The 25,391-nt window shown below is 43.4% G+C and carries 30 protein-coding genes, 1 tRNA gene, 2 pseudogenes and 2 riboswitches; of the genes and pseudogenes, 14 read left to right on the plus strand and 19 right to left on the minus strand.

Annotation, left to right across the window (positions count from 1 at the left end; translation table 11 throughout):
- The first annotated feature begins 283 nt into the window (after positions 1 to 283).
- The 3 genes and pseudogenes from ACZ07B_RS10270 to ACZ07B_RS10280 all read left to right on the plus strand — a co-directional run bounded on the left by ACZ07B_RS10270 (position 284) and on the right by ACZ07B_RS10280 (position 2,030).
- Positions 284 to 1,398, plus strand: a pseudogene (locus ACZ07B_RS10270) (response regulator aspartate phosphatase).
- On the plus strand, positions 1,395 to 1,547 hold the full coding sequence (locus ACZ07B_RS10275) for a PhrK family phosphatase-inhibitory pheromone (RefSeq protein WP_014479495.1): 153 nt from the start codon (positions 1,395 to 1,397) through the stop codon (positions 1,545 to 1,547). The pseudogene ACZ07B_RS10270 and the gene ACZ07B_RS10275 overlap by 4 nt, the downstream one beginning before the upstream one ends.
- Before the next feature lie 207 nt (positions 1,548 to 1,754).
- On the plus strand, positions 1,755 to 2,030 hold the full coding sequence (locus tag ACZ07B_RS10280) for a hypothetical protein (RefSeq protein WP_464877164.1): 276 nt from the start codon (positions 1,755 to 1,757) through the stop codon (positions 2,028 to 2,030).
- 2 nt (positions 2,031 to 2,032) lie between these two features.
- On the opposite strand, the gene ACZ07B_RS10285 is transcribed toward ACZ07B_RS10280, so the two are convergent.
- The 3 genes and pseudogenes from ACZ07B_RS10285 to ACZ07B_RS10295 all read right to left on the minus strand — a co-directional run bounded on the left by ACZ07B_RS10285 (position 2,033) and on the right by ACZ07B_RS10295 (position 4,828).
- Complete coding sequence (locus ACZ07B_RS10285; RefSeq protein ID WP_350415955.1) at positions 2,033 to 3,460, minus strand: ApeA N-terminal domain 1-containing protein; 1,428 nt, start codon at positions 3,458 to 3,460, stop codon at positions 2,033 to 2,035.
- A gap of 125 nt (positions 3,461 to 3,585) precedes the next feature.
- Positions 3,586 to 4,549, minus strand: a pseudogene (locus ACZ07B_RS10290) (phage tail tape measure protein); the annotation flags it as partial.
- A gap of 206 nt (positions 4,550 to 4,755) precedes the next feature.
- Positions 4,756 to 4,828 (minus strand) — tRNA-Val (locus ACZ07B_RS10295).
- A 172-nt stretch (positions 4,829 to 5,000) separates the two neighbouring features.
- On the opposite strand from ACZ07B_RS10295, the gene ACZ07B_RS10300 reads away from it, so the two are divergent.
- Together ACZ07B_RS10300 and ACZ07B_RS10305 are read left to right on the plus strand one after the other, a co-directional pair.
- A complete protein-coding gene (locus ACZ07B_RS10300; protein WP_464877165.1) occupies positions 5,001 to 6,191 on the plus strand; it encodes a DUF819 family protein in 1,191 nt (396 codons plus the stop codon).
- 69 nt (positions 6,192 to 6,260) lie between these two features.
- Positions 6,261 to 6,806, plus strand: a complete 546-nt coding sequence (locus ACZ07B_RS10305) for a GNAT family N-acetyltransferase (RefSeq protein ID WP_464877166.1) — start codon at positions 6,261 to 6,263, stop codon at positions 6,804 to 6,806.
- Positions 6,807 to 6,838: 32 nt separating this feature from the next.
- On the opposite strand, the gene metC is transcribed toward ACZ07B_RS10305, so the two are convergent.
- Both metC and metI read right to left on the minus strand, forming a co-directional pair.
- Positions 6,839 to 8,011, minus strand: coding sequence for a cystathionine beta-lyase (gene metC, locus ACZ07B_RS10310; protein ID WP_021479530.1), 1,173 nt, complete (start codon positions 8,009 to 8,011; stop codon positions 6,839 to 6,841).
- Positions 8,004 to 9,125: a cystathionine gamma-synthase/O-acetylhomoserine thiolyase gene (gene metI, locus ACZ07B_RS10315; protein WP_464877223.1), complete on the minus strand. Its 1,122-nt coding sequence runs from the start codon at positions 9,123 to 9,125 to the stop codon at positions 8,004 to 8,006. Before metI ends, metC begins: the two co-directional genes overlap by 8 nt.
- A gap of 67 nt (positions 9,126 to 9,192) precedes the next feature.
- Positions 9,193 to 9,313: riboswitch (SAM riboswitch) on the minus strand.
- 167 nt (positions 9,314 to 9,480) lie between these two features.
- Here metI and ACZ07B_RS10320 point away from each other — a divergent pair.
- Genes ACZ07B_RS10320 through ACZ07B_RS10330 form a run of 3 tightly spaced genes read left to right on the plus strand, consistent with a single transcriptional unit; the run spans position 9,481 to position 11,181 of the window.
- Positions 9,481 to 10,203: an esterase family protein gene (locus ACZ07B_RS10320; RefSeq protein ID WP_003245358.1), complete on the plus strand. Its 723-nt coding sequence runs from the start codon at positions 9,481 to 9,483 to the stop codon at positions 10,201 to 10,203.
- Positions 10,204 to 10,239: 36 nt separating this feature from the next.
- Complete coding sequence (locus tag ACZ07B_RS10325; protein WP_003232861.1) at positions 10,240 to 10,755, plus strand: YjcG family protein; 516 nt, start codon at positions 10,240 to 10,242, stop codon at positions 10,753 to 10,755.
- Positions 10,756 to 10,758: 3 nt separating this feature from the next.
- Positions 10,759 to 11,181 carry a GNAT family N-acetyltransferase gene (locus ACZ07B_RS10330; protein WP_003245407.1) on the plus strand — a complete coding sequence of 141 codons (423 nt, stop codon included), beginning with the start codon at positions 10,759 to 10,761 and terminating at the stop codon, positions 11,179 to 11,181.
- Positions 11,182 to 11,252: 71 nt separating this feature from the next.
- On the opposite strand, the gene ACZ07B_RS10335 is transcribed toward ACZ07B_RS10330, so the two are convergent.
- A complete protein-coding gene (locus tag ACZ07B_RS10335; RefSeq protein ID WP_003232866.1) occupies positions 11,253 to 11,507 on the minus strand; it encodes a hypothetical protein in 255 nt (84 codons plus the stop codon).
- 116 nt (positions 11,508 to 11,623) lie between these two features.
- Between ACZ07B_RS10335 and ACZ07B_RS10340 the strand changes: the two genes are divergently transcribed.
- On the plus strand, positions 11,624 to 13,903 hold the full coding sequence (locus ACZ07B_RS10340; protein WP_160244029.1) for an ATP-dependent helicase: 2,280 nt from the start codon (positions 11,624 to 11,626) through the stop codon (positions 13,901 to 13,903).
- A 74-nt stretch (positions 13,904 to 13,977) separates the two neighbouring features.
- On the opposite strand, the gene spoVIF is transcribed toward ACZ07B_RS10340, so the two are convergent.
- The 4 genes from spoVIF to yjcA form a co-directional block, all read right to left on the minus strand.
- A complete protein-coding gene (gene spoVIF, locus ACZ07B_RS10345; protein WP_014479471.1) occupies positions 13,978 to 14,232 on the minus strand; it encodes a sporulation-specific transcription regulator SpoVIF in 255 nt (84 codons plus the stop codon).
- Positions 14,233 to 14,364: 132 nt separating this feature from the next.
- Complete coding sequence (yjcZ, locus tag ACZ07B_RS10350; RefSeq protein ID WP_003232872.1) at positions 14,365 to 14,514, minus strand: sporulation protein YjcZ; 150 nt, start codon at positions 14,512 to 14,514, stop codon at positions 14,365 to 14,367.
- Positions 14,515 to 14,595: 81 nt separating this feature from the next.
- Positions 14,596 to 14,802 carry a hypothetical protein gene (locus ACZ07B_RS10355; RefSeq protein ID WP_017695696.1) on the minus strand — a complete coding sequence of 69 codons (207 nt, stop codon included), beginning with the start codon at positions 14,800 to 14,802 and terminating at the stop codon, positions 14,596 to 14,598.
- Between the two features lie 281 nt (positions 14,803 to 15,083).
- On the minus strand, positions 15,084 to 15,440 hold the full coding sequence (gene yjcA / locus ACZ07B_RS10360; RefSeq protein WP_216995861.1) for a DUF1360 domain-containing protein: 357 nt from the start codon (positions 15,438 to 15,440) through the stop codon (positions 15,084 to 15,086).
- A 159-nt stretch (positions 15,441 to 15,599) separates the two neighbouring features.
- Between yjcA and cotV the strand changes: the two genes are divergently transcribed.
- The 5 genes from cotV to cotZ all read left to right on the plus strand — a co-directional run bounded on the left by cotV (position 15,600) and on the right by cotZ (position 18,175).
- Positions 15,600 to 15,986, plus strand: coding sequence for a spore coat protein CotV (gene cotV, locus ACZ07B_RS10365; RefSeq protein WP_216995863.1), 387 nt, complete (start codon positions 15,600 to 15,602; stop codon positions 15,984 to 15,986).
- Between the two features lie 41 nt (positions 15,987 to 16,027).
- Positions 16,028 to 16,342, plus strand: a complete 315-nt coding sequence (gene cotW / locus ACZ07B_RS10370) for a spore coat protein CotW (RefSeq protein WP_024572403.1) — start codon at positions 16,028 to 16,030, stop codon at positions 16,340 to 16,342.
- A 100-nt stretch (positions 16,343 to 16,442) separates the two neighbouring features.
- Positions 16,443 to 16,961, plus strand: coding sequence for a spore coat protein CotX (gene cotX / locus ACZ07B_RS10375; protein ID WP_003244668.1), 519 nt, complete (start codon positions 16,443 to 16,445; stop codon positions 16,959 to 16,961).
- Positions 16,962 to 17,112: 151 nt separating this feature from the next.
- Positions 17,113 to 17,601 (plus strand): spore coat protein CotY, encoded by a 489-nt coding sequence (cotY, locus tag ACZ07B_RS10380; RefSeq protein WP_003239243.1) that lies wholly within the window; start codon positions 17,113 to 17,115, stop codon positions 17,599 to 17,601.
- Positions 17,602 to 17,728: 127 nt separating this feature from the next.
- Positions 17,729 to 18,175, plus strand: coding sequence for a spore coat protein CotZ (gene cotZ / locus ACZ07B_RS10385; RefSeq protein WP_003244982.1), 447 nt, complete (start codon positions 17,729 to 17,731; stop codon positions 18,173 to 18,175).
- A gap of 92 nt (positions 18,176 to 18,267) precedes the next feature.
- On the opposite strand, the gene cotO is transcribed toward cotZ, so the two are convergent.
- The 9 genes from cotO to tenA form a co-directional block, all read right to left on the minus strand.
- Positions 18,268 to 18,951: a spore coat protein CotO gene (gene cotO, locus ACZ07B_RS10390; protein WP_128737751.1), complete on the minus strand. Its 684-nt coding sequence runs from the start codon at positions 18,949 to 18,951 to the stop codon at positions 18,268 to 18,270.
- A gap of 100 nt (positions 18,952 to 19,051) precedes the next feature.
- Positions 19,052 to 19,828, minus strand: a complete 777-nt coding sequence (fabI, locus tag ACZ07B_RS10395; protein ID WP_003232896.1) for an enoyl-ACP reductase FabI — start codon at positions 19,826 to 19,828, stop codon at positions 19,052 to 19,054.
- Between the two features lie 135 nt (positions 19,829 to 19,963).
- The gene (thiD, locus tag ACZ07B_RS10400) at positions 19,964 to 20,779 is read right to left on the minus strand and encodes a bifunctional hydroxymethylpyrimidine kinase/phosphomethylpyrimidine kinase (RefSeq protein ID WP_003245050.1); all 816 of its coding nucleotides are present in this window, start codon (positions 20,777 to 20,779) and stop codon (positions 19,964 to 19,966) included.
- Positions 20,780 to 20,797: 18 nt separating this feature from the next.
- Positions 20,798 to 21,808 carry a thiazole biosynthesis adenylyltransferase ThiF gene (gene thiF / locus ACZ07B_RS10405; RefSeq protein ID WP_101169459.1) on the minus strand — a complete coding sequence of 337 codons (1,011 nt, stop codon included), beginning with the start codon at positions 21,806 to 21,808 and terminating at the stop codon, positions 20,798 to 20,800.
- Entirely contained in the window at positions 21,805 to 22,575 is a 771-nt protein-coding gene (gene thiG / locus ACZ07B_RS10410) for a thiazole synthase (RefSeq protein WP_080262691.1), read from the minus strand. The genes thiF and thiG overlap by 4 nt, the downstream gene beginning before the upstream one ends.
- On the minus strand, positions 22,572 to 22,772 hold the full coding sequence (gene thiS, locus ACZ07B_RS10415; protein ID WP_072173897.1) for a sulfur carrier protein ThiS: 201 nt from the start codon (positions 22,770 to 22,772) through the stop codon (positions 22,572 to 22,574). The genes thiG and thiS overlap by 4 nt, the downstream gene beginning before the upstream one ends.
- The gene (thiO, locus tag ACZ07B_RS10420; RefSeq protein ID WP_464877167.1) at positions 22,772 to 23,881 is read right to left on the minus strand and encodes a glycine oxidase ThiO; all 1,110 of its coding nucleotides are present in this window, start codon (positions 23,879 to 23,881) and stop codon (positions 22,772 to 22,774) included. Before thiO ends, thiS begins: the two co-directional genes overlap by 1 nt.
- Positions 23,865 to 24,482 (minus strand): thiazole tautomerase TenI, encoded by a 618-nt coding sequence (gene tenI, locus ACZ07B_RS10425; protein ID WP_015715674.1) that lies wholly within the window; start codon positions 24,480 to 24,482, stop codon positions 23,865 to 23,867. Before tenI ends, thiO begins: the two co-directional genes overlap by 17 nt.
- Positions 24,457 to 25,167, minus strand: a complete 711-nt coding sequence (tenA, locus tag ACZ07B_RS10430; RefSeq protein ID WP_014476446.1) for a thiaminase II — start codon at positions 25,165 to 25,167, stop codon at positions 24,457 to 24,459. Before tenA ends, tenI begins: the two co-directional genes overlap by 26 nt.
- A 78-nt stretch (positions 25,168 to 25,245) precedes the next feature.
- Positions 25,246 to 25,354, minus strand: a riboswitch (TPP riboswitch).
- Positions 25,355 to 25,391 lie beyond the last annotated feature (37 nt).

Genomic DNA, 25,391 nt, shown 5'->3' on the forward strand with positions numbered 1-25,391 from the left:
TTTAAGATCGGCCAAATACCAGAAATCCTCCAATGGAAATAGTTATTTTTACTCAATCGATTGTCCAGAAAAGGACATTTCCATATAATCGATATACAAGACCTAGGCAATCTGTTCTTTCGCATCCTAAAAATTAGGCATATTATCCCTTGAGTTTAATTGCGTCATCACGAAAGCAGAATTGCGCTATGTCGAAAATTTTTTCTATATATTACATTTAATGTTAAATATGTGTTAACATTTGTTTGATAATTTAGAATTTTGACAGAAAGAGAGGTTTATTATGAGTAAACTTGCTTCTGAATATGTTGCTAATTTCTTAAATGAATGGTATATGGCCATAAAACAGCAGAATGTTGAGGCTGCTGAAAAATATTTTAAAGAAGTCAAATCTTTATTTGATGACATGGAAGAAGACCAGGAAGTATTGATGTATTACTCTCTACTTGAAGAGAGACATAAAATGATGATGTATCAAGTAAAAGGAACAGACTTTCCCAAGCATTCCTACTTCAACAAAAGACATGCAAGAGAAATTCAAAAAACAGATAACATGATAGAGTACTATTTCTTTTTGTTTGAAGCGTTATACGAATCCTATAATCGAAACTTCGAGAATGCCATAAGCTTATTTAAAATTACTGAGAAAAAGCTATCCATTATTCCTGATGAAATTGAAGCTGCCGAATTTTATTCTAAAGTGGCCTCAATGTACATGATACTCCGTCAGAGTATTGTTTCATTAAATTATATAAACAACGCACTTAACATTTATAAAGGGAATGAAAATTACAAAAGGAAGTACGCAACAGCACTGATGGTTGTTGGAACTAACTATACAGATCTAGGACAATTCGATAAAGCTGAAGAAGCTTACTTCCAAGCCATTAGAATTTCAAAAGAGCTTGATGATATTTTTTTGAAGCTCAAATCCATCACAATTTAAGTATTACATACTCAGCTGCAAACAGATCCCAAGACTGTCTCAACGCACTGAGAAAAGCCATAAGAAATAAAGAGTGGCGACAATCAGTTTATTACATTAACTCTCTTTACATGGCTACCAAAGAGTTATTCCTCATGGATCAAAAAGATAAAGCTGTATATTATTACAAAAAAGGACAGGGAAATTTAACCCAGAAAGAGAATAAAGTGTATGAGGCTAAAATAAACATCATTTATGCACTTCTTCAAGATAATCAAAACGAAACCATTGAGCAATGTTGGAGTTACATTCATTTCCTTCAAAAAAAGAATGACTTAGACAGTGTTCTTGATCTTTCCTTGATTATCTCTCAGTACTGCGAGGAGAAAGAATGTTATAAGGATGCTCTTGAATTTTCTAAGCGAGCTATTTTAGCCGAAAAGAAAATGAGGCAGTTGGAGGGAATAGGATGAAAAGATTAATACTTCGTGTGTCTGTTACAGCTATTATCTTAAGTGGGTTAGCTGCTGGCGCTAGTTTGTTTACTCAGTCAGACATTCAATTTAGTGAAAAACCAGTCGGAACTGATATCCAAATTGCAGAGAGACCGGTTGGAACTTAATAAAAAGTGAGGGGCATAAGATGACAAAGGGCGTTAAAATAACGTTATGGAGCATCCTAGCCGTATTCATCGTGTTAGCAATAATAGGAGTTGTATCTTATTATCAGACTCCGTCAGCGTAAAAAAGCAGATCTATAAAGCGCAGCCCTATAATGGGCTTTTTTGTATTAGATAAGAACTTAGGCTACTCAGTGCGAGGTGAAACAGATGAGCAAAGTAAAAAATACAAAGGAGCTTGATGAAGAACTAAAAAGAGTGCTTAAAATGTTTGATGATGTATTAGAGGTTTATGAACAGCATGACGGCGAACCTAACATTAAACCTGGTGTAACTTGCCCTTCATGTCAAAAAAAATCAACTAATTATGTTTGTAACTGGAATGGGAACAAGCATGTACACTTTATTTGTGTGTGGCTGTCGAGTGCATCAATAATTATGAGTAATAAAACACCCTATCCTTTAAACTGGATAGGGTTAAATTAATTTTACTTCTTCTTATTTAAAACCTCTTTACTTTGATCCAAGAATGTACTCATTGTTCTATGCTCTTTAACCTTCTTAAAGATTAATTCCTCTTCTAATCCCAATTCTTTCAAGACAATAAAAATAAGAATTACCTTCATTCGATATGCAGCATAAAATTTTCCAATGGGTTCTTCAAGAACCATTTTTTTATTCGTATAATCAAAATGAGTTAAATAATTTCTTGTTTCAACTACTTTTTGAATAAAACGATCTCTATTCTCGCTATTCCCTATTAAAAAGATTTTAACATCCTGTGACAACCCATTTATTAACTCTTTTAATCTTCTCCCTAAGTTATATTCATTGCCATGATTGAATTTATTTAAAAAGAAGGATTTTACTTCTTCGTCCTTAATATTTTCAATAATAAATTGCTTTATTTTTTTTGTATTATCACTATATAATTCTTGGTCTATTTTAGCTCCTTCATAGAATCTTCTATGAAAGATTTCTAATGTTTGAACAGAATTAATAAATTTAGTATCAAGATATAATCTTTCAAAATTAACTAAGTGAAAACTTATTATCGTTTTTAGCTTCTCTTCTTTTTCAAACCAATTATTTAGTATTGACTCAAGGTTTTCTTTTACATCATTATACTTAAATAGGAACTGAATATTTCTTTTTTTCTTTTTAACTTCTTTAATACTCTCAAAATATTTGTATTCTAAATATCTTTTTTCTTCCTTTTTAAACACCCTAAATAAAATATGCTCATCTGATGTAGTATAATCTAATAAAAGATTTAAAAAGCCTTTAAAAGAACGAACTATATCCAAAAACCAAGTCAGATTCTTGTTTTCATCTGGACTTATTTTAAACCAGGAAGTATGACTAGCATTGATCTCTACCTTTGAAATAAAATCTCTCTTTGTATTCCCAATAAAATTTTCTTCAATAGTGGTGTTAATGCTCTTTATCTTGTATTCTTTTGTTTCTGGAGGAAAATATTCTATTTTATAATAGTTATCTTTAGTTGATCGTTCTTCTTCAAATACCCCTGGATCAATCCAGGGAGTTAAGTAATCTGCGCTAAACAATACATTATCAAAACTTTCAGGAAATTCTTCTGTATAATTACCTGCTAAAAAACTTCTCACGTTATAGGTTTCAATAGGTATGCCTGGCGAAGAAGATCTAGACCCACTTCTATTTAAGACATCAAGTTTAAAGCTTTCTCCACCTACAGATATTCCGTAAATTTCTTCTGGTGTTTCATTTTCAAAGTTTAGAAAGTAATCTTCACCAAGAACCCCAATTAAATCAAGCGTGATTTCTTCAGGAGTATACTTTAATGTCCCGGTTACCATTTTATCTGGATTATCCTTTGTCCACCATTTTCCCATGGTTTCAAAAGTTTCAAGCCTTCCTCTTTTCCTTACTTTCAATATAACTCTCCCCATTGCAATTAGATCAACTTACCGTTGTTTATTATTAATACCATTATCCTATATCCAAATCCAAAAATAAACAAAAAAGCGTATTTCCACTATGTAATACGCTTTAAATCTATTTATCTCATATTGAAATTTAGGTTAATACCACTTTGTTTTAGTCCATTAACAAATTGTTTGTACATCAAATCAACTGCTTTTTGTGGATTTCCTGATTCATTAACTGTAACTTGGAATTTAAAATCATTATTAACCGTTGAGTTTTCAGTGTTATTGTTCACTATGGAATTTGGAACATTCGTCTTTACATTTGCATTTAGGTTTGGCAATCCAAGTTTCCCAGCTGCAAACGATACAGAACTGAGAATATCTTTGTACTTGCTTAGGTCGGGTTTAACTTGCTTCTCAGCTTCTAAATCACTATTAGATAGCTTACGTACTTCTTTAACAGCTTGAAGCGTGTTCTCAGTATCTGTCTTATTTAAAATAAGTTCTTTGTCATGCAGGAATGCAAGCTTACCAGCACCTAAGCCTGTTCCTGTGTATCCGCCTGTATCAAATGACGATACCTTTTTACCGGTTGTGTTCCCCTTAACTACTGTGGAGAGTGCATTTGAAGCCTCTTTTAACTTATCAATAAGGTTGTTTGAAATACTCTTACCGATAGACTCCATATTGCTGTTAATAAACTTTGAAAACTCGTTCAATTGCTTGCTGATATCAGTTATCTTTCCATTCATGAGTTTGTCTTCAATCTTCTTAATTGCTCTTTCGTCATTCGTTAAATTTTCGTACTTATCATTTTATGGCGTCCTGATCTTTTTCAAGCTGATCTTGTAGAGCTTCTTTCCGTATTGTATTACTGCGGTCTTTAATGAATTCGTCTAATGCTTCCTGTTGTTCTTGGAGCTGTTTCTCTAGGTCTTTGACTTGAGCTTTCGCTTCGTCAGAATCATCCATTGAAAGCTTATTAATTTTATCTTTCGTTTCCTGGATGGCTTGATTCTTCTCTTTTAATTCCTTCTGATACTTAGCTTCGTCATCTTCTTTGTCGATTTCATCAATCTTATCTTGTGTCGCTTTCCAGTAATCAAACTACATTCGATAGATATGGCCATGCAACAATAAAATCAGCTGATAAGACAGCTGATTTTCCCAACAATTTTGATGCTATACAGGTAAATGAATTCGAAGCCAAAAAATCAAGTTCGCCAACAACTCGCGAATTTGATAAACCGCCTTTATTAAAGCAAAGTAAAAAAACCCTTGCTACGCAAGGGTTTAAGCTATGATTCCGACTGGGCTCGAACCAGCGACCTCTACCCTGTCAAGGTAGCGCTCTCCCAGCTGAGCTACGGAATCATGATATGTATGTGTTGCTGGGTATGTTGTTGTCTTTCTGACAAGTTCTATTATATAACCTTCCCTTCTATTCGTCAACTGCTTTTTTAGAAAAACTTTTTTTGGACTTGCTGTTCCGTTCCCCGGCTATTATAATATGTCTTAATTTTCTAACAATAGAGGTGATGGGGTTTTGCATTCTTTGATTTCTTCTAATGATACATGGGTATTGTGGGGGTTTATTGCGGTGTGGGCGGCAGTGAGCATCGGGCTGGAGCAGCGCTTTAAGTGGGCGTCCGCTGTGTCGGGTGCTATTATCGCGCTGGCAGGTGCTATGGTGTTTACAAATGTAGGAGTGCTTCCTGTTGAGTCGCCTGTGTATGATACTGTGTGGTCTTATGTGGTGCCGCTGGCGATACCACTTTTATTGTTTCAGATCAATGTTCGGCAAATTTTTAAGGAAAGCAGGCGTTTGCTGTTTATTTTTCTGATTAGCTCCGCTGGCACTGTCCTTGGGAGCATTCTAGCTTTTTTTCTTCTCAAACAGCATATTCCTTATCTCGATAAAATCGGCGGGATGATCAGCGCCTCTTATATCGGCGGCGGGGTCAACTTTGCGGCGATGGCGGGAAAATTTGAGACGCCTGGTGAATATGTGTCGGCTACCGTTGTGGCTGATAATTTTATGATGGCGCTTTTGTTTTTTATTTTAATCAGCATTCCTGCACTTAAATGGTTTCAGCGGCATTATGCCATGCCGTTTGAAGAGAAGGTAAAAGCCGATGGAAACAGCGGAAACAGTGCTGAAAGCTATTGGAAACGGAAGGATATTTCCTTAAAGGATATCGCATTTAATGCCGGTGCTGCTTTCGCGCTTGTTGCGGTGAGTATGAAGGTTTCCGTTTATTTTAAAAGCATTTTTTCTCATCCCCTGCTGACCGGTACGCTTGGCGATCAGTACCTGGTGCTTACGTCTTTAACTGTTCTTATCATTTTTCTTTTCCCGCGTTTTTTTGAAAGGCTCAATGGATCTCAGGAGCTTGGAACCTTTTTGATTTATTTATTTTTTGTGGTGATCGGCATTCCTGCAGATCTCCGCTTAATCGTCACGAATGCGCCTCTTATTCTATTATTCGTGTTTATCATTGCAATTAGCAATTTAGCGGTTTCCTTAGCTGCCGGAAAATTGTTCCGTGTGCGGCTTGAAGAAATTCTGCTCGCCGTCAATGCTACTGTCGGGGGACCGACGACTGCGGCTGCGATGGCAATTGCCAAGGGATGGCGGGAGCTTGTCGCCCCGATCATGCTTGTCGGTACGCTCGGCTACTTAATCGGCAACTATGTTGGCACTTTTATGGGAAATTGGTTTTCTTCCTTCTTATAAAAAGGATATTTGCATTTCCCTGAGAATAATGTAAGAGGAATGCCGACATGAGAACGGAGAGATCAATGTATGTTAAAAGGAAATACCATTTATGTAAGACCTTTAGAAGTAAAGGATGCAGAAGAAAATCTGCGGCTGCAAAGCGAAAATCGGGATTTTTTCGAACAGTTTTCTATGATACGCGCAGACGATTACTATACGGTTGAGGGGCAAAGAAAACGAATAACCGAGTATCAGGAAAGACTTGAGAAAGATGAAGAATATCATTTTGGCATCTTTACAACGCCAGACGATAGATTAATCGGGACGGTTTCGCTCTTTCAAATCATCCGTGGAGCGCTGCAAACTGCGTTCATTGGGTATTTTTTAGACAAAGCCCATAATGGAAAGGGCATTATGACAGAGGCAGTCAGATTGGTTGTTGATTATGCGTTCCACGAATTGAAACTGCATCGGATTGAAGCCGGTGTGATGCCCCGTAATCTCGGGTCCATGCGTGTTGTAGAAAAAGCGGGATTTCATAAAGAAGGCATCGCCCGAAAAAATGTGAAAATTAATGGCGTTTGGGAGGATCATCAAGTCCTCGCGATTCTGAATCCTGATGACGAACAATAATAAAAGAAGCCGGGCCATCCCCGGCTTCTTTTTTAACGAACCGCAACTGGAGCAATTTCTTTCAGCGCTTGTTCGAAATCGTGTTCTAAATCGTCTGCATGTTCGACGCCCACACTCAGACGGAGCAGGCCATCAGTGATACCGCGTTTTTCACGCTCTTCCTTAGGCATTGCCGCGTGAGACATCGTTGCCGGATAAGACAAAATCGATTCCACGGCGCCAAGGCTGACAGCGAAGACTGGAAGTGACACATTCTCGACTAACTTCTTAACGGCCTCTTTGCTTTCAAGCTCGAAAGATAGTACGGCGCCCGCTCCCGTTGACTGGCTTTTATGGGTTTCAGCGCCGGGATGATCAGCCAGTCCCGGATAATACACGCGCTTGACCGCCGGGTGCTTCTGGAAAAATTCCGCAAGCCGCTGCGCTGTTTGGCTCGCTTTTTCTAAACGGACCTGCAACGTTTTTAAGCCGCGCAGCACGAGCCAGCAATCTTGCACGCCAAGGACGGCGCCGAACGCGTTTTGCAGCTTATACAGCTGCTTCCCAAGCTCTTCATCCTTGACAGCAGCTAAACCTGAGAGCACATCGCTGTGTCCGCTTAAGAATTTTGTCGCGCTGTGAAGTACAATATCCACGCCGAGATCAAGCGGACGCTGCAGTGCCGGCGTCATGAATGTATTGTCCAGAAAGGTCAGGCAGCCGTTTTCTTTTGCAAGCTGAACAACTGCTTTAATATCCGTAATCCCAAGTGTCGGATTTGATGGTGTCTCCATATAAATGACCTTTGTGTTCGGCTTGATGCTCCGCGCCACTTCATTACGATCCGTCATGTCGACAAACGTATGCTCAATGCCAAACCGGGTCAGCACCTCTGTCACCATACGGAAGGTTCCGCCGTATACATCTTCTGTCACAAGAACGTGATCACCCTGTGACAGAAGTAAAAATGCTGTTGAGATAGCAGCCATGCCTGAACTGAAAGCAAATCCTCTTGTTCCGCCTTCCAATGCGGCAATTGTTTCTTCGAGAGCTGTTCTTGTCGGCGTGCCAGAGCGGCTGTAATCATATGCCCCGAACTCTTCAAATGAAGATTGGTGAAAAGTCGAGGCGTGCTGAATCGGTACACTGACCGCCCCGGTTCCGCCGTCTGTTTTAAATGGATTGTGCACGAGCTGGGTTTCCAGCGTCCAATTGTGTTTACTCAAATGAAACAGCTCCCTCTTTGACCTGACATAATGCCTGTTTTAGATCCTCTTTTAAATCTTCCGCATGTTCAATACCGACAGAAAAGCGCAGCAACCGATTGCACACCCCGTTTGCGATGCGGATCTCTTCAGGAATATCCATGTGCGTCTGGGTCGCAGGGTATGTAATAAAGCTTTCCACCCCGCCGAGGCTTTCTGCAAAACAAATGGTCTTCAGTGCTTTTAAAAACGGATTGACCCATTCTTCTTTTTGCAGACGGAAGGACAGCATGCCGCCTTTTCCGGGATACAGCACATCCGAAATTTCTTCCTGCTCTTCTAAAAACGCCGCAAGCTCCTGCGCGTTTGCCTGATGCTGACGCATTCTGAGGCTCAGCGTCTTCATTCCTCTCATCAGAAGCCACGAATCAAATGGCGGCAGGACGGCGCCGATCGCATTTTGATGCTGAAACATTTCCTCTCCGAGCCGCTCATCCTTCACCACGACAAGTCCAGCAAGCAGATCGTTATGCCCGCCTAAATACTTGGTTGCGCTGTGAATGACAATGTCAGCTCCCAGCTCAAGCGGCCGCTGCAAGACCGGTGTATAAAATGTATTATCTACGATCAGCAGAAGACCGTGCTCCTTTGTAATCCGGGCAATATGTTCAATGTCCGCCTCCTGCATGAGGGGGTTTGTCGGCGTTTCCACAAACACCGCTTTTGTATTCGGCGTAATCTTAGAGCGTAAACAGTCCTCATCGCTGAAATCATCATAATGAAAAGTCAATCCGTATTTTTTCCATTCATTTTCAAATAAACGGTACGTGCCGCCATATAGGTCCGATGAAACGATCAGTTCATCTCCGCTTTTAAACAGCGCCAAAATCGTTTGGATAGCAGCCATTCCTGAACTAAAGGCAAGCCCTCTTGCGCCGTTTTCTAAGTTAGCGATCGCGTCCTCAACAAGCTGGCGTGTCGGATTTTTTGTGCGGACATAATCAAATCCGGTAGATTCTCCGATCCCTCTGTGGCGGTATGCTGTTGATAAATAAATAGGAGCACTCACTGTCCCCGTGACTTCATCGCTACGGTTCCCAATTTGGGCTAATTTCGTTTCAACGTGCTGTGACATATAGCTGACACCTTCCCTTTTCAAAATAAAAACCCCTTCTTCATAAGAAGAAGGGGTTTAACGCTTCTTCTTATCTTCCAAGCATAAAAAACGCTTGCTGGATTTAGCACCTTGGCGCTTTGCACATGCAAAACAAGCCGGTTGCTGAGGTTTCTAAGGGCCAGTCCCTCCACCTCTCACGATAAGAAATATCGATTTCAATTTTCTGATTGTTTTATATTAACACAATTCACAGTTTATTTCAACACTTTTTTCTTCGTGTGCCGAACCGTTTAAAGAGAGAAATTTCTAATAATTCATGGTACAATAATTGAAAATGCAAGAAAGTATAGTGATGTCCTGGAGGAATGTTTTTATGGCACCGAAAAACGGCACAGTGCAAGAAAAGAAATTCTTTTCAAAAGAGCTTAACGAGGAAATGACCTTGCTTGTTTATCTGCCGTCCAACTACTCCCCGCTTTATAAATACCATGTCATTATCGCGCAGGACGGCCACGATTATTTCAGGCTGGGGAGAATCGGCAGACAGGTTGAGGAATTGCTGTCGAAACGCGAAATAGACCGGAGCATTATTATCGGTGTTCCTTATAAGGATGTAAAAGAGCGCAGAAACACCTATCATCCGGAGGGTTCAAAATTTTCGGCTTATAAACGGTTCATCGCCCATGAGCTCGTTCCTTTTGCAGATGATGAGTATCCAACCTATCAGATCGGTTACGGCCGAACGCTGATCGGTGATTCGCTCGGAGCAACCGTGTCACTTATGACAGCGCTTGATTATCCGAATATGTTTGGCAACATCATCATGCAGTCTCCCTATGTTGACAAACACGTACTAGAAGCCGTAAAACAGTCAGACGATATCAAACACCTCTCTATTTATCACCAAATCGGAACAAAAGAAACTGACGTCCACACGACAGACGGGAACATTCTGGACTTTACAGAACCGAACCGGGAGCTGAAACAGCTGCTGGAGAAAAAGCTTTCCGATTATGATTTCGAGCCATTTGACGGAGACCACAAATGGACATACTGGCAGCCGCTCATCACCCCGGCGCTGAAAAAAATGCTTTAACACTCTATCATACTTTATTTCCAGGAGGGACATAATATGAAATACGGAATCGTTTTATTTCCATCAAAAAAGCTCCAAGACCTTGCAAACTCTTACAGAAAGCGCTATGACCCAAGCTACTCTCTAATCCCGCCTCATTTGACGCTGAGAGCATCCTTTGAATGCGCGGAGGAGAAAGCGGATCAGCTCGTATCACATTTAAGAAACATCGCAAAAGAGTCCCACCCACTCGTTCTCAAAATGACAAAATACAGCTCATTTGCGCCTGTCAATAATGTCATTTACATCAAAGCAGAACCGACGGAAGAGTTAAAAACACTCAATGAAAAGCTATACACCGGTGTATTGGCAGGAGAACAGGAATATAATTTCGTTCCGCATGTGACGGTCGGCCAAAATCTTTCCGACGATGAGCATTCAGATGTGCTGGGACAATTAAAAATGCAGGAAGTGTCGCATGAAGAAATCGTTGACCGTTTCCACTTGCTTTACCAGTTGGAAAACGGATCGTGGACAGTATATGAAACCTTCTTGCTAGGCAGAGGAGAATAATGTTTGAAAGCAGTTATCGCAAAAAATGAAGAACAACTGAAAGATGCATTCTATGTAAGAGAAGAAGTCTTTGTCAAAGAACAAAACGTGCCTGCTGAAGAAGAAATTGACGAACTTGAAAATGAGTCAGAGCATATCGTCGTGTATGACGGTGAAAAGCCTGTCGGTGCCGGAAGATGGCGTATGAAGGACGGCTACGGCAAGTTAGAGCGGATTTGCGTACTGAAAAGCCACCGCTCAGCCGGTGTCGGCGGTATCATTATGAAAGCGCTCGAAAAAGCAGCGGCAGACGGAGGCGCTTCCGGTTTCATTTTAAACGCGCAAACACAGGCTGTGCCGTTTTACAAGAAACACGGGTATCGCGTGCTTTCTGAAAAAGAATTCCTCGATGCCGGCATTCCGCACTTACAAATGATGAAGGACTGAACGCATCCGGATCTTTTGAGATCCGGATTTTTACTGCATATAAAAAACCGTTCTCTGGTATGAACGGTTTTTTATACATATCGATTAATATATGTGCCCATTCCTTTTTCTCGCAACCTCTTATAAAGAGAGCGCTTACGTTTCATTTCGTTTACTTTTCTTTCAGCGGCCGTTTGATTCTCCTGCTGCTTTTCCAGTTCTTTGTATACCCGCTGAAACGGCACATAGCTGATTTTTTCGGTTCCGGCATAATCCTGCTTATGTCCAATCGTTCTATTAGCATATTGAGCGTATTGCTGGTTCTGAATTTGACCTGCATATATCATACAATACCCACCCCTCTGCTGTCTCTTTTCCCTTAAACTTACTTTTTGAAACACATTTCTTTTGATATGATAGTCATTGTCTGTAATGAACACCTTTTGATAGGGAGGACCCCTTTTTGAAATGCGCCCGACTGAATGATAGAATCATACATTTACATACATATTCGAGAGAACATTATCAATTCCTCTTTGAAGAGGGAATAAAAGGACATTTATTTTGTTCTCATTGCGGAAAGCCCGTTTTGTTACGGCTTAACATCGCCGATCCGCCAGAGTTTATCCATCGCCAGCCAGGCGATTTTCCGGCATGTGAGGAGGCGTGCGAACCGAAGCCTTCTAAAGAGGAAAAAAAAGAAGACGATCAGGAATCTGGTGTCATTCGTTTACCCAAGGGAAAAGCGATCGCCGCTGACCCGTCCCCAGCTGTTACGGAATGGCATCGTCCTAGAAGCATTAAACCAGGAACACCATTTGTGCCAAAAACAATAGAACCCGATACGAGCCTTTTTCCGTCTGTCGGTTTAAACACGGATCAACTGAAAGCTGTCACGGAAACAGAGGGCCCGCTGCTTGTGCTTGCAGGTGCGGGGAGCGGAAAAACACGGGTGCTGACAGCCCGTGCCGCCCACATGATCGAACACTTAGGCATACCGCCTGAAAATATGCTGCTTGTCACCTTTACAACAAAAGCTGTCGCTGAAATGAAAGAGCGTATGGCGAACCAGTACGGATTACAGCCTGCAAAAGTCCGAAGACTTGTGACAGGAACATTCCACAGTCTGTTTTATAAGATCTTGTATCACTCTAATTCTGCTAAATGGAACGGTGAGCATCTGCTGAAAATGGAGTGGCAGCGGGAACAATATATCAAAAAAGCACTCTATGAAGAGGGCATCGATGAGAAAGAATTCCCAGTTGACCAAGCCCTGCAGCAGATCGGTTTTTGGAAAAACACTTATGTCCCAAATGAACGCATCCCTCTAAAAGATGAGTGGGAAAAACAAGTTTATCGTTTATATGAACATTATGAACGCCAGAAAAAAGAACACAGCCAATTTGATTTTGATGACATGGCTTCAGCCTGCTATGAATTGTTTATCGAGCGGCCTGACCTTCTGGAACAATATCAATCTCGGTTTACGTATATCTTAATTGATGAGTTTCAGGACATTAATCCGGTTCAATACAAAATCATGCAAATGCTCGCCAGCCCGGAGCAAAACCTGTGCTGTGTCGGAGACGATGACCAGTCCATCTACGCGTTTCGCGGAAGCAATCCGTCTTTCATTCTTGATTTTCAAAAGGATTATCCGGGAGCGAAGACGATCTATTTAACTGCGAACTACAGGTCTACGCACCCGATCGTCTCTAGTGCTGATATCGTCGTGAAAAAGAACAAAAACAGATATGCCAAAACGCTTGAAGCGGCCCGCGATGACATTCAGGCCCCTGTGCTGTTTTATCCTTACGATGAAGAGGAAGAAGCCACAATGGTCGTTTCCGATATCAAAGAAAAAATTCAAAATGGAGCCAGTCCAGATGACTTTGCGGTTCTTTATCGTACAAACAGCGGAGGCCGTGCTATATATGAGAGGCTTCATCAATCGTCAATTCCGTATACAGCTGACCGCGGCGTCCAATCGTTTTACAGCAGACGGATCGTCCGCCAGATTCTCGCCTACTTGTATGCCAGCCAAAATGAGGATGACACCGAAGCGATTAAACACTTGCTTCCCGCCTTGTTTTTAAAACAGTCCGCTTTGAATACGCTGAAGGCGCTCTCGATTACAGAGGACTGTACCATGATCAAAGCGCTGGCCAAATTGCCTGATCTGAAGCCATTCCAGCTGGACAAAATCAAGAAAATCGTACCGTTTTTCGCAAGCCTCCGCACAATGAAACCCGTAGAAGCCATCACCTTTGCAGAAGGAAAAATGGGCTTCTCCGAGTATTTAAAAAAGCGGGGCAATGAGGGCAACAAGCTGGAAAAAGGTTCCGATGACTTGCGCGACATCAAGGTTGTCGCCAAGAAGTTCAAAACGATTCCTGACTTTCTTGCCCACGTAGACCATATGAGGGCCGCTGAGAAAAACAGAACGGATGAACATGGCGTTCAGCTGATGACCATTCACCGGTCAAAAGGCCTTGAATTCAAAACAGTCTACGTGTTAGGCACTGTAGACGGCTCGATTCCGCACGATTTCTCATTAGAAACGGCAAGAAAAGGAGACGAGGCCGCTCTTGAGGAGGAAAGACGCCTTTTATATGTAGCCATGACCCGGGCGAAACAGCATTTATATTTGTCTTGCCCCGCTAACAGGCGCGGCAAAACAGCCAACCGCTCAAGATTTTTGTATCCCCTGCTACAGAAAGCAAGACAGCCCTTGCATCATTAACAGCCCGGCAGATTACTGCCGGGTTTTTACGGTAAAAAAAAGGCCCGCTGCAGTGAGTCAGCCAGGCCATCCACTTATTTATTATCCATCATTTTAGAAATCGTGCCAAAATCAAGCTTTTCTTTTCCGCTTGTAATAGATTCCACAATTTTATCTTCTAATTCTTTTGGCACGCGTCTGTTTGCGAGCTGCGCTACGCGGTTAATGACACTGCGGACTGTATTTTCATCTTTAAAATTAGCGTTTTGGAGTGATCCGGCAAGATTCATTACATCCTGCATCTTCACACCTGTTTTCTTTTCGATGTTCTTAAAAAATTGATTATCCATAATGCGCCTCCTTTTGGCGGAGTAATACGGTATTGTATGAATGCACATAATACAATGTGCTTTTCCAACATTTTTAAAAATAAACACAAGGCAAGGAAGCACGGGTTATAACCCGTACTTCCTCAATACATCTTAAAAGAAAGATGCACCTACGATGATGAGGAGAATGAATAATACGACCAACAAAACAAATGTTGAACCATAGCCGCCGCCGTAACCGCCAGCATAACCGCCATAACAGCCGCCGCCGTAGCCGCCGCCGAATCCGTATCCAAAGCCCATAGATAAGCACCTCCTTTACTCTCTATACACTATGTGAGCTGCTTGGATCGGCTTGGATATTCGCATAGGGCGTTTGCGGATTTACGATTGATCATATTGAGCTTGATGTTTTTTAAGTAAGGCCTCCGTTTTTTCAGCCAGCTCTTCAATCTCATCTTCAAATTCCAGACCGGCTTTATCAAATGCATCCAAGTCTTTTCTGATGCGGCCCATCGTGTCTTCATACTCTTTTTGCTTTTGTTCGTGTGGTTCATATCTTCCTTCTATCCATTTTTCAAACTCATTCACTTTTATCCCCCCGCTTATGATATATGCTGAGCGAGGCCGCCCCGTTAAAAAAACAAAAAACCGGAGTTCTCCGGTTTCTTTGCCAGGCTATTGAGGCTTTTTCTTTTTATTTCCGCACCCGCAGCCTTTCTTTTTTATCTTTTTTGATTGATACGATGAATCTGTATATGGAGATTTTTGGGAAGGTTTATTATGTTGATTCATTTTTGTCCCCTTCCTTTCCTTATGTCATATATGCTACTTTATGCGTATTCTGACAGAAAGTTGCTGGTGGTAACGCCTTATTCTTGCAGCCATTTTGATACGAGCGTTTCTATGATGCCGGCAAGGCCGGCGATCGCCAAAAGTAAAATCAGCCACTGCGCCGCTTGCGGGATCAACACCTGGCATAAAATCAAAAAGCCGGCGCACCACACGCCTGTGCACCAATAGCAGCTCAGCAATTCACCAATAAACGCCCTGACACCGGTTCCTTTAATCACGATATAGGTTTGAATATTCCCGTCCGCATCCTTTTCTTCCTTCTCTTCATGAAACAGACTGCGAAGCGGCGCCATAATCGTGTCAAACACCAGCAGGCGGGCGAGCCGAAAGACCGCAAGCGAAAGAAGAACAATTGTCAGCCCATTTATAACCACTCGTTCACTCCTTTGCCAATCATGATCCCTTCACATATATGCCAAAACCCTATTCTTCATGAATTGTATCTTGTCCGGCAGAAAATTGGTTATTTTTATTATTCCGCTCTGCACCCCATTTGCATTATATAGAGTATGGATAAGAAAGGAGTGAAGGTTATGTCATTTGAAGAAAAAGTCGAATCCCTGCACCCTGCAATATTTGAGCAATTATCAAGCGAATTCGAACAGCAGATCGAAGTGATTGATTGCGAAAATATCACAATTGACACGTCACATATAACAGCTGCCCTTTCTATACAAGCCTTTGTGACAACCATGATTATCGTGGCGACTCAGTTCGTCATCGCCGACGAGGATTTGGCTGACGCAGTGGCAAGTGAAATTCTTATTCTCGATAGCTCACAAATCAAAAAAAGAACCATCATTAAAATTATCAACAGCCGCAACATCAAAATTACTTTGTCTGCCGACGAGATAATAACCTTTGTACAAATCTTGCTTCAGGTGTTAAACAGCATTCTTAGTGAACTTGACGTCCTTTAACCCTTTCTTTTTCACAAACTTAAAAGACGAGGTGAAAACAAATGTCAGATAACGATAAATTCAAAGAAGAGCTTGCAAAGCTTCCAGAAGTTGATCCAATGACGAAAATGCTGGTCCAAAATATATTTTCTAAACATGGTGTCACGAAAGACAAAATGAAAAAAGTATCAGACGAAGAAAAAGAAATGCTCTTAAATCTTGTAAAAGACTTACAAGCTAAATCACAAGCGCTAATAGAAAACCAAAAGAAGAAAAAAGAAGAAGCAGCCGTGCAAGAGCAAAACACAAAACCGCTAAGCCGCAGAGAGCAGCTCATTGAACAGATCAGACAAAGACGGAAAAACGATAACAATTAGCCAATCATAAAAAAAATAGGGTTCTTCATCAGGATATATGACTCAGTCAAAATAAGAGGCTCGCTCATTTAATAACAGTAAAAGAAAAGGAGGAATAGATATGGAAAGCAGACCATATTCTTGGGTTGCACTTGATCCTGACTGTGACCATCCGTTAGATGACAAAGAGAAAGATAAAGAAAAACACGAAAGAAAATGTCATTGCGACGTTTGCTGTAATGGCAATGGTTTTTTTGGCAACGACAACGCCTTCATCGACCAAGATCTAGCTCAAGCAAATCTCAACAAACAAGTATCAGATGAAACGATTATTATTAGAGATTCTTGTGACATCAATGTTACATCTACAGACGTTCAAGCCGTAACATCAGTTGTAACAGCACTTAATGCCGCTGTCGTAACGGCAACTCTGACATCAATTGCAGACGGCGTAATTGCCGAATTAGTCGCACAAGATTTGTTACAGCTTACAGCCAACAAACAAGTAAACCGCCAAAAACTTCTCATCGAATGTTCCCGCGGCGTAAACGTCACAACAGTAGATGCCGATATCGCAACCCTTATCTCTACAGCAACAAATACACTCGTAGCCATCCTAGTTATCACTCTTGTCCTCTAGAACCTAAAAGCAGAGCTAAAAACGCTCTGCTTTTTCTTATTTTCCAAGCATATGATGAATATATAGACGTTCACCCACACCAAGTGGGGCACGGGTACATATGTTGTTAAGGACTAAAGTCAAATACCCTATAAAGAAGGAGCTGAAATCAATGAGCTGCGGAAAAACCCATGGCCGGCATGAGAACTGTGTATGCGATGCAGTGGAAAAGATTTTAGCAGAGCAGGAGGCAGTTGAAGAACAGTGTCCGACTGGCTGCTATACCAACCTTTTAAACCCTACGATTGCTGGAAAAGACACAATTCCGTTTCTCGTTTTTGATAAAAAAGGCGGATTGTTCTCCACATTCGGAAACGTGGGGGGATTTGTGGATGATATGCAATGCTTTGAATCCATTTTCTTCCGCGTCGAAAAATTATGCGATTGCTGTGCAACACTTTCTATTTTACGCCCGGTCGATGTCAAAGGCGATACCTTAAGTGTTTGCCACCCTTGCGACCCGGATTTCTTCGGGCTAGAAAAAACAGATTTCTGCATTGAAGTGGATCTCGGATGCTTCTGCGCGATTCAGTGCCTGTCACCAGAGCTAGTTGACAGAACATCGCCTCATAAAGATAAAAAGCATCATCACAATGGATAAACACTTGTAAAGAGGAATCCCCTTCCAAACTCTATTACAGGTGCAAATCATTCAGCTGCTTCCAGCGTGAGGCAGCTGACTCTCCATCATTTCGCCAGTCTCAAATTTATAAGGCAGGAGGGATAATATGAGCCAGAAAACATCAAGCTGCGTGCGTGAAGCTGTAGAAAATATTGAAGATCTGCAAAACGCTGTTGAAGAAGACTGCCCGACCGGCTGCCACTCTAAGCTTTTATCTGTAAGCCATTCGTTAGGCGACACAGTGCCTTTTGCAATATTTACATCAAAATCAACGCCATTAGTCGCCTTCGGAAATGTCGGCGAACTCGATAACGGCCCTTGCTTTAATACAGTATTTTTCAGGGTCGAAAGAGTGCATGGAAGCTGCGCAACACTGTCATTATTAATCGCATTTGACGAACACAAACACATTTTGGACTTCACCGATAAAGATACGGTGTGTGAAGTGTTCCGACTCGAAAAAACGAACTACTGTATTGAAGTTGACTTAGACTGCTTCTGCGCAATCAACTGCTTAAATCCTCGATTAATCAATCGTACACATCATCATTAATCATAAGCTGGAAAAGCTTGCAGGCCTGCAGGCTTTTCTCTATGTAAAAAAGCTGTCCGGCAACATCAGCCGGGCAGCTTTTTTCTTTTTCGTTAAAAACCGAGCGGGTGCAAAGAGGTAATATCATCGATTGCCAGTTCGGTTGGGGCTCCGTTTCCGGTTGTTCGAAGCAGGACGGAATCATTTCTTCTTCCGACAATCACGCCCCTGTACGTTCTTCCATTGGCTTCAATCAAACAAAGCGCTCTCGGCATGTTATGAGGCAGCTTTGTTAAAAAATCAATTTTTTCGTGGATCGTCATCTTGCTCATCGGTTTTTTCACTTTTCGTGCCGGCGGTGCTTTTTCCTCCGCTTTATCAGCACTATGGACAGCTTCCGGTTCTTTCTCAGGCTTCCGGGCCTCAAGTGCAGGCTCTTCCTTTTTTTCTGCTTTCGGGGGCTCGTGTTCAACGGTTTCTTCTACGGCCTGCGGCTCTGCTTTCTGTTCCTCCTGGCTTTTTATGTTCTCTGGCTCTCTCACCTCTTGTGTTTGCTGACTCACTGGTTCGGCTGCAGGCTTTTGGTCTTCTTGCAGGACATCCTGTGCCACGGCTTCCTCCTGCTGCTTCTCATGGTAAGCCGGCTTTTCCTCAGCTTTTGGCGGAGCGGGTTTGTCGGCCTTTCTTTTGATGACAATCTCCTGCATGGATGACCTTGTAGTTTCTGCATAATCCGGCTGAACAATATACATGAGCGGTTTTTTATCCGCGTTTCTTTTCTTATTAGACATCTTCATCCCTCCGATTGTGTCATATTCTATCTATATGACAGAAAGCTGAAAATCAGAAGAAATAAAAAAGCAATCCCTATTCGGGATTGCTTGATATAGATCCTGCTTAGCGGGCAGTGATATGGAAACCTGAATCAACGTGAAGATTTTCACCTGTAATCCCGCGGGACATATCGCTGAACAAGAACGCAGCTGTATCGCCCACTTCTTCAGGTGTTGTCGTGCGGCGAAGCGGTGCACGCTCTTCGATGTCTTTTAAGATAGAGTTGAAATCGCTGATGCCTTTAGCAGATAATGTTCTGATCGGGCCGGCAGAAATGCTGTTGACGCGGATATTTTCTTTTCCTAAGTCAGCAGCTAAATATTTCACACTTGCATCAAGAGAAGCTTTTGCTACACCCATGACGTTGTAGTTTGGCATCACAAGCTCTCCGCCAAGGTACGTCAAAGTAACAATGCTTCCGCCTTCAGTCATCATCGGACGTGCCGCTTTGACAACAGCAGTCAGAGAATATGAGCTGATGTTATGAGCCAAAAGGAAGCCGTCACGATTTGTGTTTAAGTATTCGCCGACAAGTTCTTCTTTGTTGGCAAACGCGATACAATGCGCGATACCGTGGATTACACCGACCTGCTCCTTAATGCTTGCGAAGCAAGTTTCGATTTCTGCGTCGTTTGTAACATCGCAAGGGAGGATGATGGAATCGTTGCGGTCTAATGTTCCGGCAAGCTCGTGAACGGATTTCTCCAGGCGTTCACCAGCGTATGTGAAAATCAAACGTGCACCCGCTTCATGTAAAGAACGCGCAATGCCCCAGGCGATGCTGCGTTTGTTGGCTACCCCCATCACAACAATGTTGCGGCCTTCAAGTGAAAAATTCATATGTATAAAGCCTCCTATATTTAATAAAGACATAGTATTAGTACCTGATCTTAATTCCTATCATATCATAACCTTGTCCAGATGAAAAGCGCATACCGTAGCAAACGCAAAAGAGATCACCATCAGCTGGTGATCTCATCGGCTTGTATTTAAGCTGTTTCGTTTAAAAGCGAAATGGTTTGTCGGCCCGTGTCCCGATCCGATGCCGAGCGTATTTTCCACCGCTTCACGGACAAAGTTGGCCGCGACCTCGAATGCCTGATGGATGCTGTCTCCTTTAGCCGTTTGGGCCGTTAAAGCCGCAGCAAAGGTGCAGCCTGTGCCATGCGTATGCTTCGTATTGATATAAGGATGGGTGATTTGCATAAACATGCTGCCATCAAAAAGAAGGTCAGTAATGTGATTGTCTTCAGGCTGGTGCCCGCCTTTGATAATGACATGCTGCGCACCCATCTTGACGAGCTGCTCCGCTGCTTTTTTCCGGTCATCCAGCGAGCTGATTGTCATTCCTGTCAGCGTTTCTGCTTCCGGGACATTCGGCGTAATCGCGTAGCTTCTTGGAATGAGCAACTCCTTTAAGGTGGCAACTGACTCATCACGCAGCAAGGATGCCCCGCCCTTTGCGATCATAACCGGATCAACAATTACACGATTGAATCCGTACTCGTCAATTTTTCTTGCCACTTCTTCAATCATGTCGGCATTCCAGAGCATTCCCGTCTTAACTGCATCCGGTCTCAAATCCTCAGCAACAGCGTCAATTTGCTGTCTCAACGTCTCTACAGTCAGCGGATGCACACCGTGAACGCCAAGCGTATTTTGAGCGGTTACCGCCGTAATCGCAGACATTCCGAATACATCAAGCTCTTGAAAGGTTTTAATATCAGCCTGTATCCCTGCGCCGCCGCCTGAATCTGATCCGGCGATTGTCAATGCTTTATATATACTCATTACACTACACTCCTTTTATTACCCAATCCATTTATGATAAATGGATTTTGCCCGGGCAATATCATTTGTTCCATGGATCAAAGCTCTGCCGTCCCGGAACAGCACCATTTTCATATCATCCGAGCGGCAGGAAATTAAATACGGGTTCGCAGCTACTTCAAGCCCGGCCTGCCTCAGCTGAGCGGCAAGCGCTTCAAGATCCGCTTCTTTCGTAATAGATGATCTGATCTGCACCGTGTTCCTGCCGCACAATACAGCCGCTTTTGTTTGATTTTCATATGACAAAAACGGAAAATCCTTTGTGCCGCAGCTTGGGCATGCGTCATGTTTGAGACTGGCTGCTCTCACTTCTGACCGCTCATTTTTCCACAAATCAAAAGAGCGCAGCACCGGCTCGCACTCCTCTCCCGTCAGCAGCTTCAGTGCATCTGTTACCTGAAAGACTGCTACTTGCAAAACAGCCGGACTGATGATGCCGGCTGTGTCACATGTTGCTCCGCCAATCGGAAGTGTATCGAGCAAGCAATGCAGGCAAGGAGTAGAACCCGGCACCACGGTAAAGGTGAGGCCGTAGCTCCCTACACAGGCACCGTAAAGAAAAGGAATCCCTTCCTTTACCGCAGCATCATTTACGATCAGGCGGGTTTCAAAATTATCAGCCGCATCCACAATAATCGATGCATCCCTAATCAGCTCGATGATATTTTCTGCTGTCACATCCTTGACAAGGCCGGTCACATCAACATCGCTGTTAATCGAACGGAGACGGCGCTCCGCAGCGGCTGCTTTCGGCATTTCTTTTTTGACATCATCTTCTGTATAAAGCTGCTGGCGCTGGAGGTTGCTCCATTCAACATAATCTCTGTCGGCAATTTTCACAGAGCCGACTCCCGCTCTCACCAGCATTTCTGCACTGGCTGTTCCGAGCGCGCCGGCGCCGATAATCACGGCGCGCGCTTCTTTCAATTTTTTCTGGCCGGATGGGCCGATCGGAGCAAACAGCTCCTGCCTTGAATACCTGCCCGTCATACAGGAAGACCTTCTCCCGGACTGCTTGCCGTTCCGTATTGCTTAAGCGGGATTCGGCCCGCCTCATAAGAAAGGCGTCCTGCTTCCACCGCGAGCTTCATGGCACGAGCCATTTTCACAGGATCGTCAGCTCCCGATACAGCCGTATTGAGCAGTACGCCATCCGCTCCAAGCTCCATTGCGTATGCCGCATCTTTAGGCGAGCCGATTCCAGCATCCACGATGACCGGCACTTTCGCCTGTTCAATAATAAACGACAGATTCAAAGGATTTAAGATTCCTTGTCCTGATCCAATCGGAGATGCACCCGGCATGATGGCATGAACGCCGAGCTCTTCCAGCTTTCTCGCCAGCACAACGTCATCCGACGTGTACGGGAGCACAATAAAGCCTTCTTCAAGAAGCTGTTCAGACGCTTTTAATGTCTCAACAGGGTCAGGCAGCAAGGAACGGCTGCATCCGATAACTTCAACTTTAATCATGTCACAAAGGCCTGACGCTTTCGCCAGCCTTGCAATCCGAACCGCTTCTTCAGCAGTGCTGGCGCCCGCTGTATTCGGCAAAAGCGTATATTTGGATAAATCAAGCTGTTCCAGAAAATTCGGCTGAGATGCTTCAAAGATGTTCATTCTCCGCACAGCAAAGGTTAAAATATTAGACTCAGAAACAGCTACTGCTTCCTTTTGAATGTCAAACGATGGGTATTTCCCCGTGCCCAGCAGCAATCTTGATTGAAATGATTTTCCGCCAATTGTTAACATGCTCATCCGCCTCCTACAAAATGGACAATTTCAATGACATCACGATCACAAAGCTCAACCTCGTGATAGCGTTCTTTCCCGATTATTTCTTTATTTCTTTCCACGATAACGATTTTATTTTCAAGCTGATACGACGCCAGCAGGTCTTGAATTGTACCTGTGTCTTTTTCCCACTTCACGTCTTTACCGTTCAGCTGTAGGATCATATCTGAACCGCCTCCTTGCGATCAATTCGGAATGCGTGCAGCCAGTCTTGGTTGACCTCTTTATTCATGATGAGATCACTGATCAAAGCGCCCGTTGCGGGAGCAAGCAGGATCCCATTTCTGAAATGGCCCGCCGCAAATAAAATACGGCTGTCCTCAGGATGTCTGCCGATGTACGGTTTTCCATCCTTTGTTCCCGGCCGGAGTCCCGCCCAAAAACGATCCACCTTCATATTCTGTATAGCCGGCAGCATCGTTTTTGCTTTTTTCATAACCGATTCCAATCCGCCAAGATCCGGTGTTTCACTCCAGTCTCCCGGCTTCATTGTCGCGCCGACAACCAGTTTGCCGCTTTTTCTCGATACGATATAGCAGTGATCATGGTAAAGCGTTTTTGTCAGCGGGATATCATCATTCCAAACGGACAGGCACTCCCCTTTTACAGGGAGAAAAGCATTGTTCAGTCCGAGCTGTTTAAAAAACATCCCGCTCCACACCCCGCTGGCAACGACAACATGATTAGCCCATACGTCTCCGCTAGGGGTCTTGATGAACAGGGCTTCACCGTCACGTTCGACATGCAGGACAGGCGTATGCTCAAAAATCTCCGCCCCAAGCATTTTTGCTGCTTTCACATATGCCTTGCAAACAAAATAAGGCTCCACATGCACATCATCCTGAATAAAAGATGCACCAAAGATGTCACCAGACGCATACGGCTCTTTTTCTAACACCTCTTCTTTTGAATACCAGCTGACAGAGTCCAAATCGTCCATCTGTCTCAGCTGCAGCACATCTTCTTCAGAAAATGCAAGCTTAAACATACCGCCGTTATGCTGCCTGATATCCACACCGGATAATGCATAAAGCTCTTCTCCAAGACCTTTGTACAGACGCTGGCTGTGCATGGCGAAATCAAAAAACGCGTCACGTTCCTCGCATTCGGCATGGGCGCCCAGCATTCCGGCAGCGGCACTTGTCGTTCTGCCGCCCATTGTTCCGCTTTCAAACAATGCGGTGCTTTTGTTTTCCTTTGCCAAATAATAAGCAATCGCGGAACCGATAATTCCGCCTCCAATCACCACTGCTTCATAATGCCTTTTCATAGCGCATCTCCTTTAGCTTGCGGGAATATCGTCTGGCTGCTTCCAAGGGCTCAGCGGAAGAGAAAATTCCTGACATAACAGCGATGCCGTCTGCCCCTGCTTGTTTTACGTCTCTTAACCTGTCCGGCGTCATCCCCCCGATGGCTATAACCGGGATGGAAATCCGCTGTTTGATATCTGACAGCAAAGATACTCCTCTGCCTTCAAGACCCTTTTTGCAATCCGTTTCAAACACATGGCCGAACAGCACGTAGTCCGCGTCTTCCTTTTCTGCTTGAACCGCTTCCTCCAGTGAATGCACCGACCTCCCGATATGAAGGTGTGGAAATCTGGCTCTGACCTGCTTCGGTGAAAAGCTGCCGCTTGGCAGCTGCACGCGGTGAATAGTAGAGAAAAGTGCAATATCCACGCGCCCGTTCATCACCAGCTTTCGTTTATCTATACCGCCTTCAAAAATAAGCTCGAGCAGTTTCAAAATATCCGCCGCCGATTTTGAGCGTTCCCGAATATGAATAAAATCAACTTCATTCTGAATCGTAATGATGATTCTCGCTAGCTCTTCTACCGGCTTGCTGTCATCCGTTATGGCGTGAAGCTCCACATTCCTCCACCTCTTTTATGGCGCTGTCAGACCAGCCTTCTTTTCGATAGGCCATTCCCCAAAATTGATATTCATAGTAGCTGGAGATGACAAAATTCTCTTTCATCTTGGCACGCACTTCCTCCGTGCTGTTTTCCGCCAGCTCATCAAAGCGGTTGATTTGCTCCTCAACCTGTTGTCTAAACCAGTCACCGCCGTACGTCCCAATCCACTTTTGATAAATCGGATGCCCAGGATCGCAATGCAGCAATTTCTCACCAACCTCGTAATAAAGCCAGTAGCATGGCAGCAGGGCCGCTAAGATTTCTGCGAAATTCCCGCTCAAAACCGAACGGTACATATGGGATGTATAAGAGTACGCTGTAGGAGACGGCTTAAACGCCTTACGCTCTTCCTCGCTGATTTCCAACAGCTCGGCAAACTCGCGATGAAGCGCCATTTCCGCCTCATATGTACCTTGGGCATGGCTTGCCATCCGCCCCGTTGTAAAAAGGTCCTTCGCATAAGCTGCGCCAAATGACTGCACCTTTGCAAAATGCGTTAAATAATAGGAATCCTGAAGGACGTAGTATTTAAAACGGTCAATCGGAAGCGTTCCGTCACCGATTCCTTGAACGAACGGATGGACAAAGCTCCCCTCCCACCATTCTGCGGCTGCGCTGCGGCATTCTTCTGAAAACTTCACAAATCATTCCCCCTCTGAAAATAAAAAAACCACTTTCCCGCAAGGAAAAGTGGTTTGGAATTGGCATAGTAAAATAACACAAATACCGTTCCACTTCCCTACGCAGGTCTGAACCTGTTCAAGTTATGAGGGTCTAAAAGTCACACTTTTATCTCAGCCCTTATGAAGGACACCCCTAGTGGTTAAACGAATACATATTGAATTGTTCTGCACCTCTATATTAA

The organism is Bacillus sp. 9.4 (assembly GCF_055486415.1).

Excerpts from the sequence above, each read along its gene's own strand:
- ACZ07B_RS10325 (WP_003232861.1), top strand. The coding sequence starts at position 10,240 with ATGAAATACGGAATCGTTTTATTTCCATCAAAAAAGCTCCAAGACCTT.
- thiO (WP_464877167.1), bottom strand. The coding sequence starts at position 23,881 with ATGAAAAGGCATTATGAAGCAGTGGTGATTGGAGGCGGAATTATCGGT.
- thiD (WP_003245050.1), bottom strand. The coding sequence starts at position 20,779 with ATGAGTATATATAAAGCATTGACAATCGCCGGATCAGATTCAGGCGGC.
- metI (WP_464877223.1), bottom strand. The coding sequence starts at position 9,125 with ATGTCACAGCACGTTGAAACGAAATTAGCCCAAATTGGGAACCGTAGC.
- cotZ (WP_003244982.1), top strand. The coding sequence starts at position 17,729 with ATGAGCCAGAAAACATCAAGCTGCGTGCGTGAAGCTGTAGAAAATATT.
- ACZ07B_RS10335 (WP_003232866.1), bottom strand. The coding sequence starts at position 11,507 with ATGATATATGCAGGTCAAATTCAGAACCAGCAATACGCTCAATATGCT.
- ACZ07B_RS10305 (WP_464877166.1), top strand. The coding sequence starts at position 6,261 with ATGTTAAAAGGAAATACCATTTATGTAAGACCTTTAGAAGTAAAGGAT.
- thiF (WP_101169459.1), bottom strand. The coding sequence starts at position 21,808 with ATGACGGGCAGGTATTCAAGGCAGGAGCTGTTTGCTCCGATCGGCCCA.
- thiG (WP_080262691.1), bottom strand. The coding sequence starts at position 22,575 with ATGAGCATGTTAACAATTGGCGGAAAATCATTTCAATCAAGATTGCTG.
- ACZ07B_RS10280 (WP_464877164.1), top strand. The coding sequence starts at position 1,755 with ATGAGCAAAGTAAAAAATACAAAGGAGCTTGATGAAGAACTAAAAAGA.
- cotY (WP_003239243.1), top strand. The coding sequence starts at position 17,113 with ATGAGCTGCGGAAAAACCCATGGCCGGCATGAGAACTGTGTATGCGAT.
- spoVIF (WP_014479471.1), bottom strand. The coding sequence starts at position 14,232 with ATGGATAATCAATTTTTTAAGAACATCGAAAAGAAAACAGGTGTGAAG.
- cotO (WP_128737751.1), bottom strand. The coding sequence starts at position 18,951 with ATGAAGATGTCTAATAAGAAAAGAAACGCGGATAAAAAACCGCTCATG.
- fabI (WP_003232896.1), bottom strand. The coding sequence starts at position 19,828 with ATGAATTTTTCACTTGAAGGCCGCAACATTGTTGTGATGGGGGTAGCC.
- yjcZ (WP_003232872.1), bottom strand. The coding sequence starts at position 14,514 with ATGGGCTTTGGATACGGATTCGGCGGCGGCTACGGCGGCGGCTGTTAT.
- cotW (WP_024572403.1), top strand. The coding sequence starts at position 16,028 with ATGTCAGATAACGATAAATTCAAAGAAGAGCTTGCAAAGCTTCCAGAA.
- ACZ07B_RS10275 (WP_014479495.1), top strand. The coding sequence starts at position 1,395 with ATGAAAAGATTAATACTTCGTGTGTCTGTTACAGCTATTATCTTAAGT.
- cotX (WP_003244668.1), top strand. The coding sequence starts at position 16,443 with ATGGAAAGCAGACCATATTCTTGGGTTGCACTTGATCCTGACTGTGAC.
- ACZ07B_RS10320 (WP_003245358.1), top strand. The coding sequence starts at position 9,481 with ATGGCACCGAAAAACGGCACAGTGCAAGAAAAGAAATTCTTTTCAAAA.
- cotV (WP_216995863.1), top strand. The coding sequence starts at position 15,600 with ATGTCATTTGAAGAAAAAGTCGAATCCCTGCACCCTGCAATATTTGAG.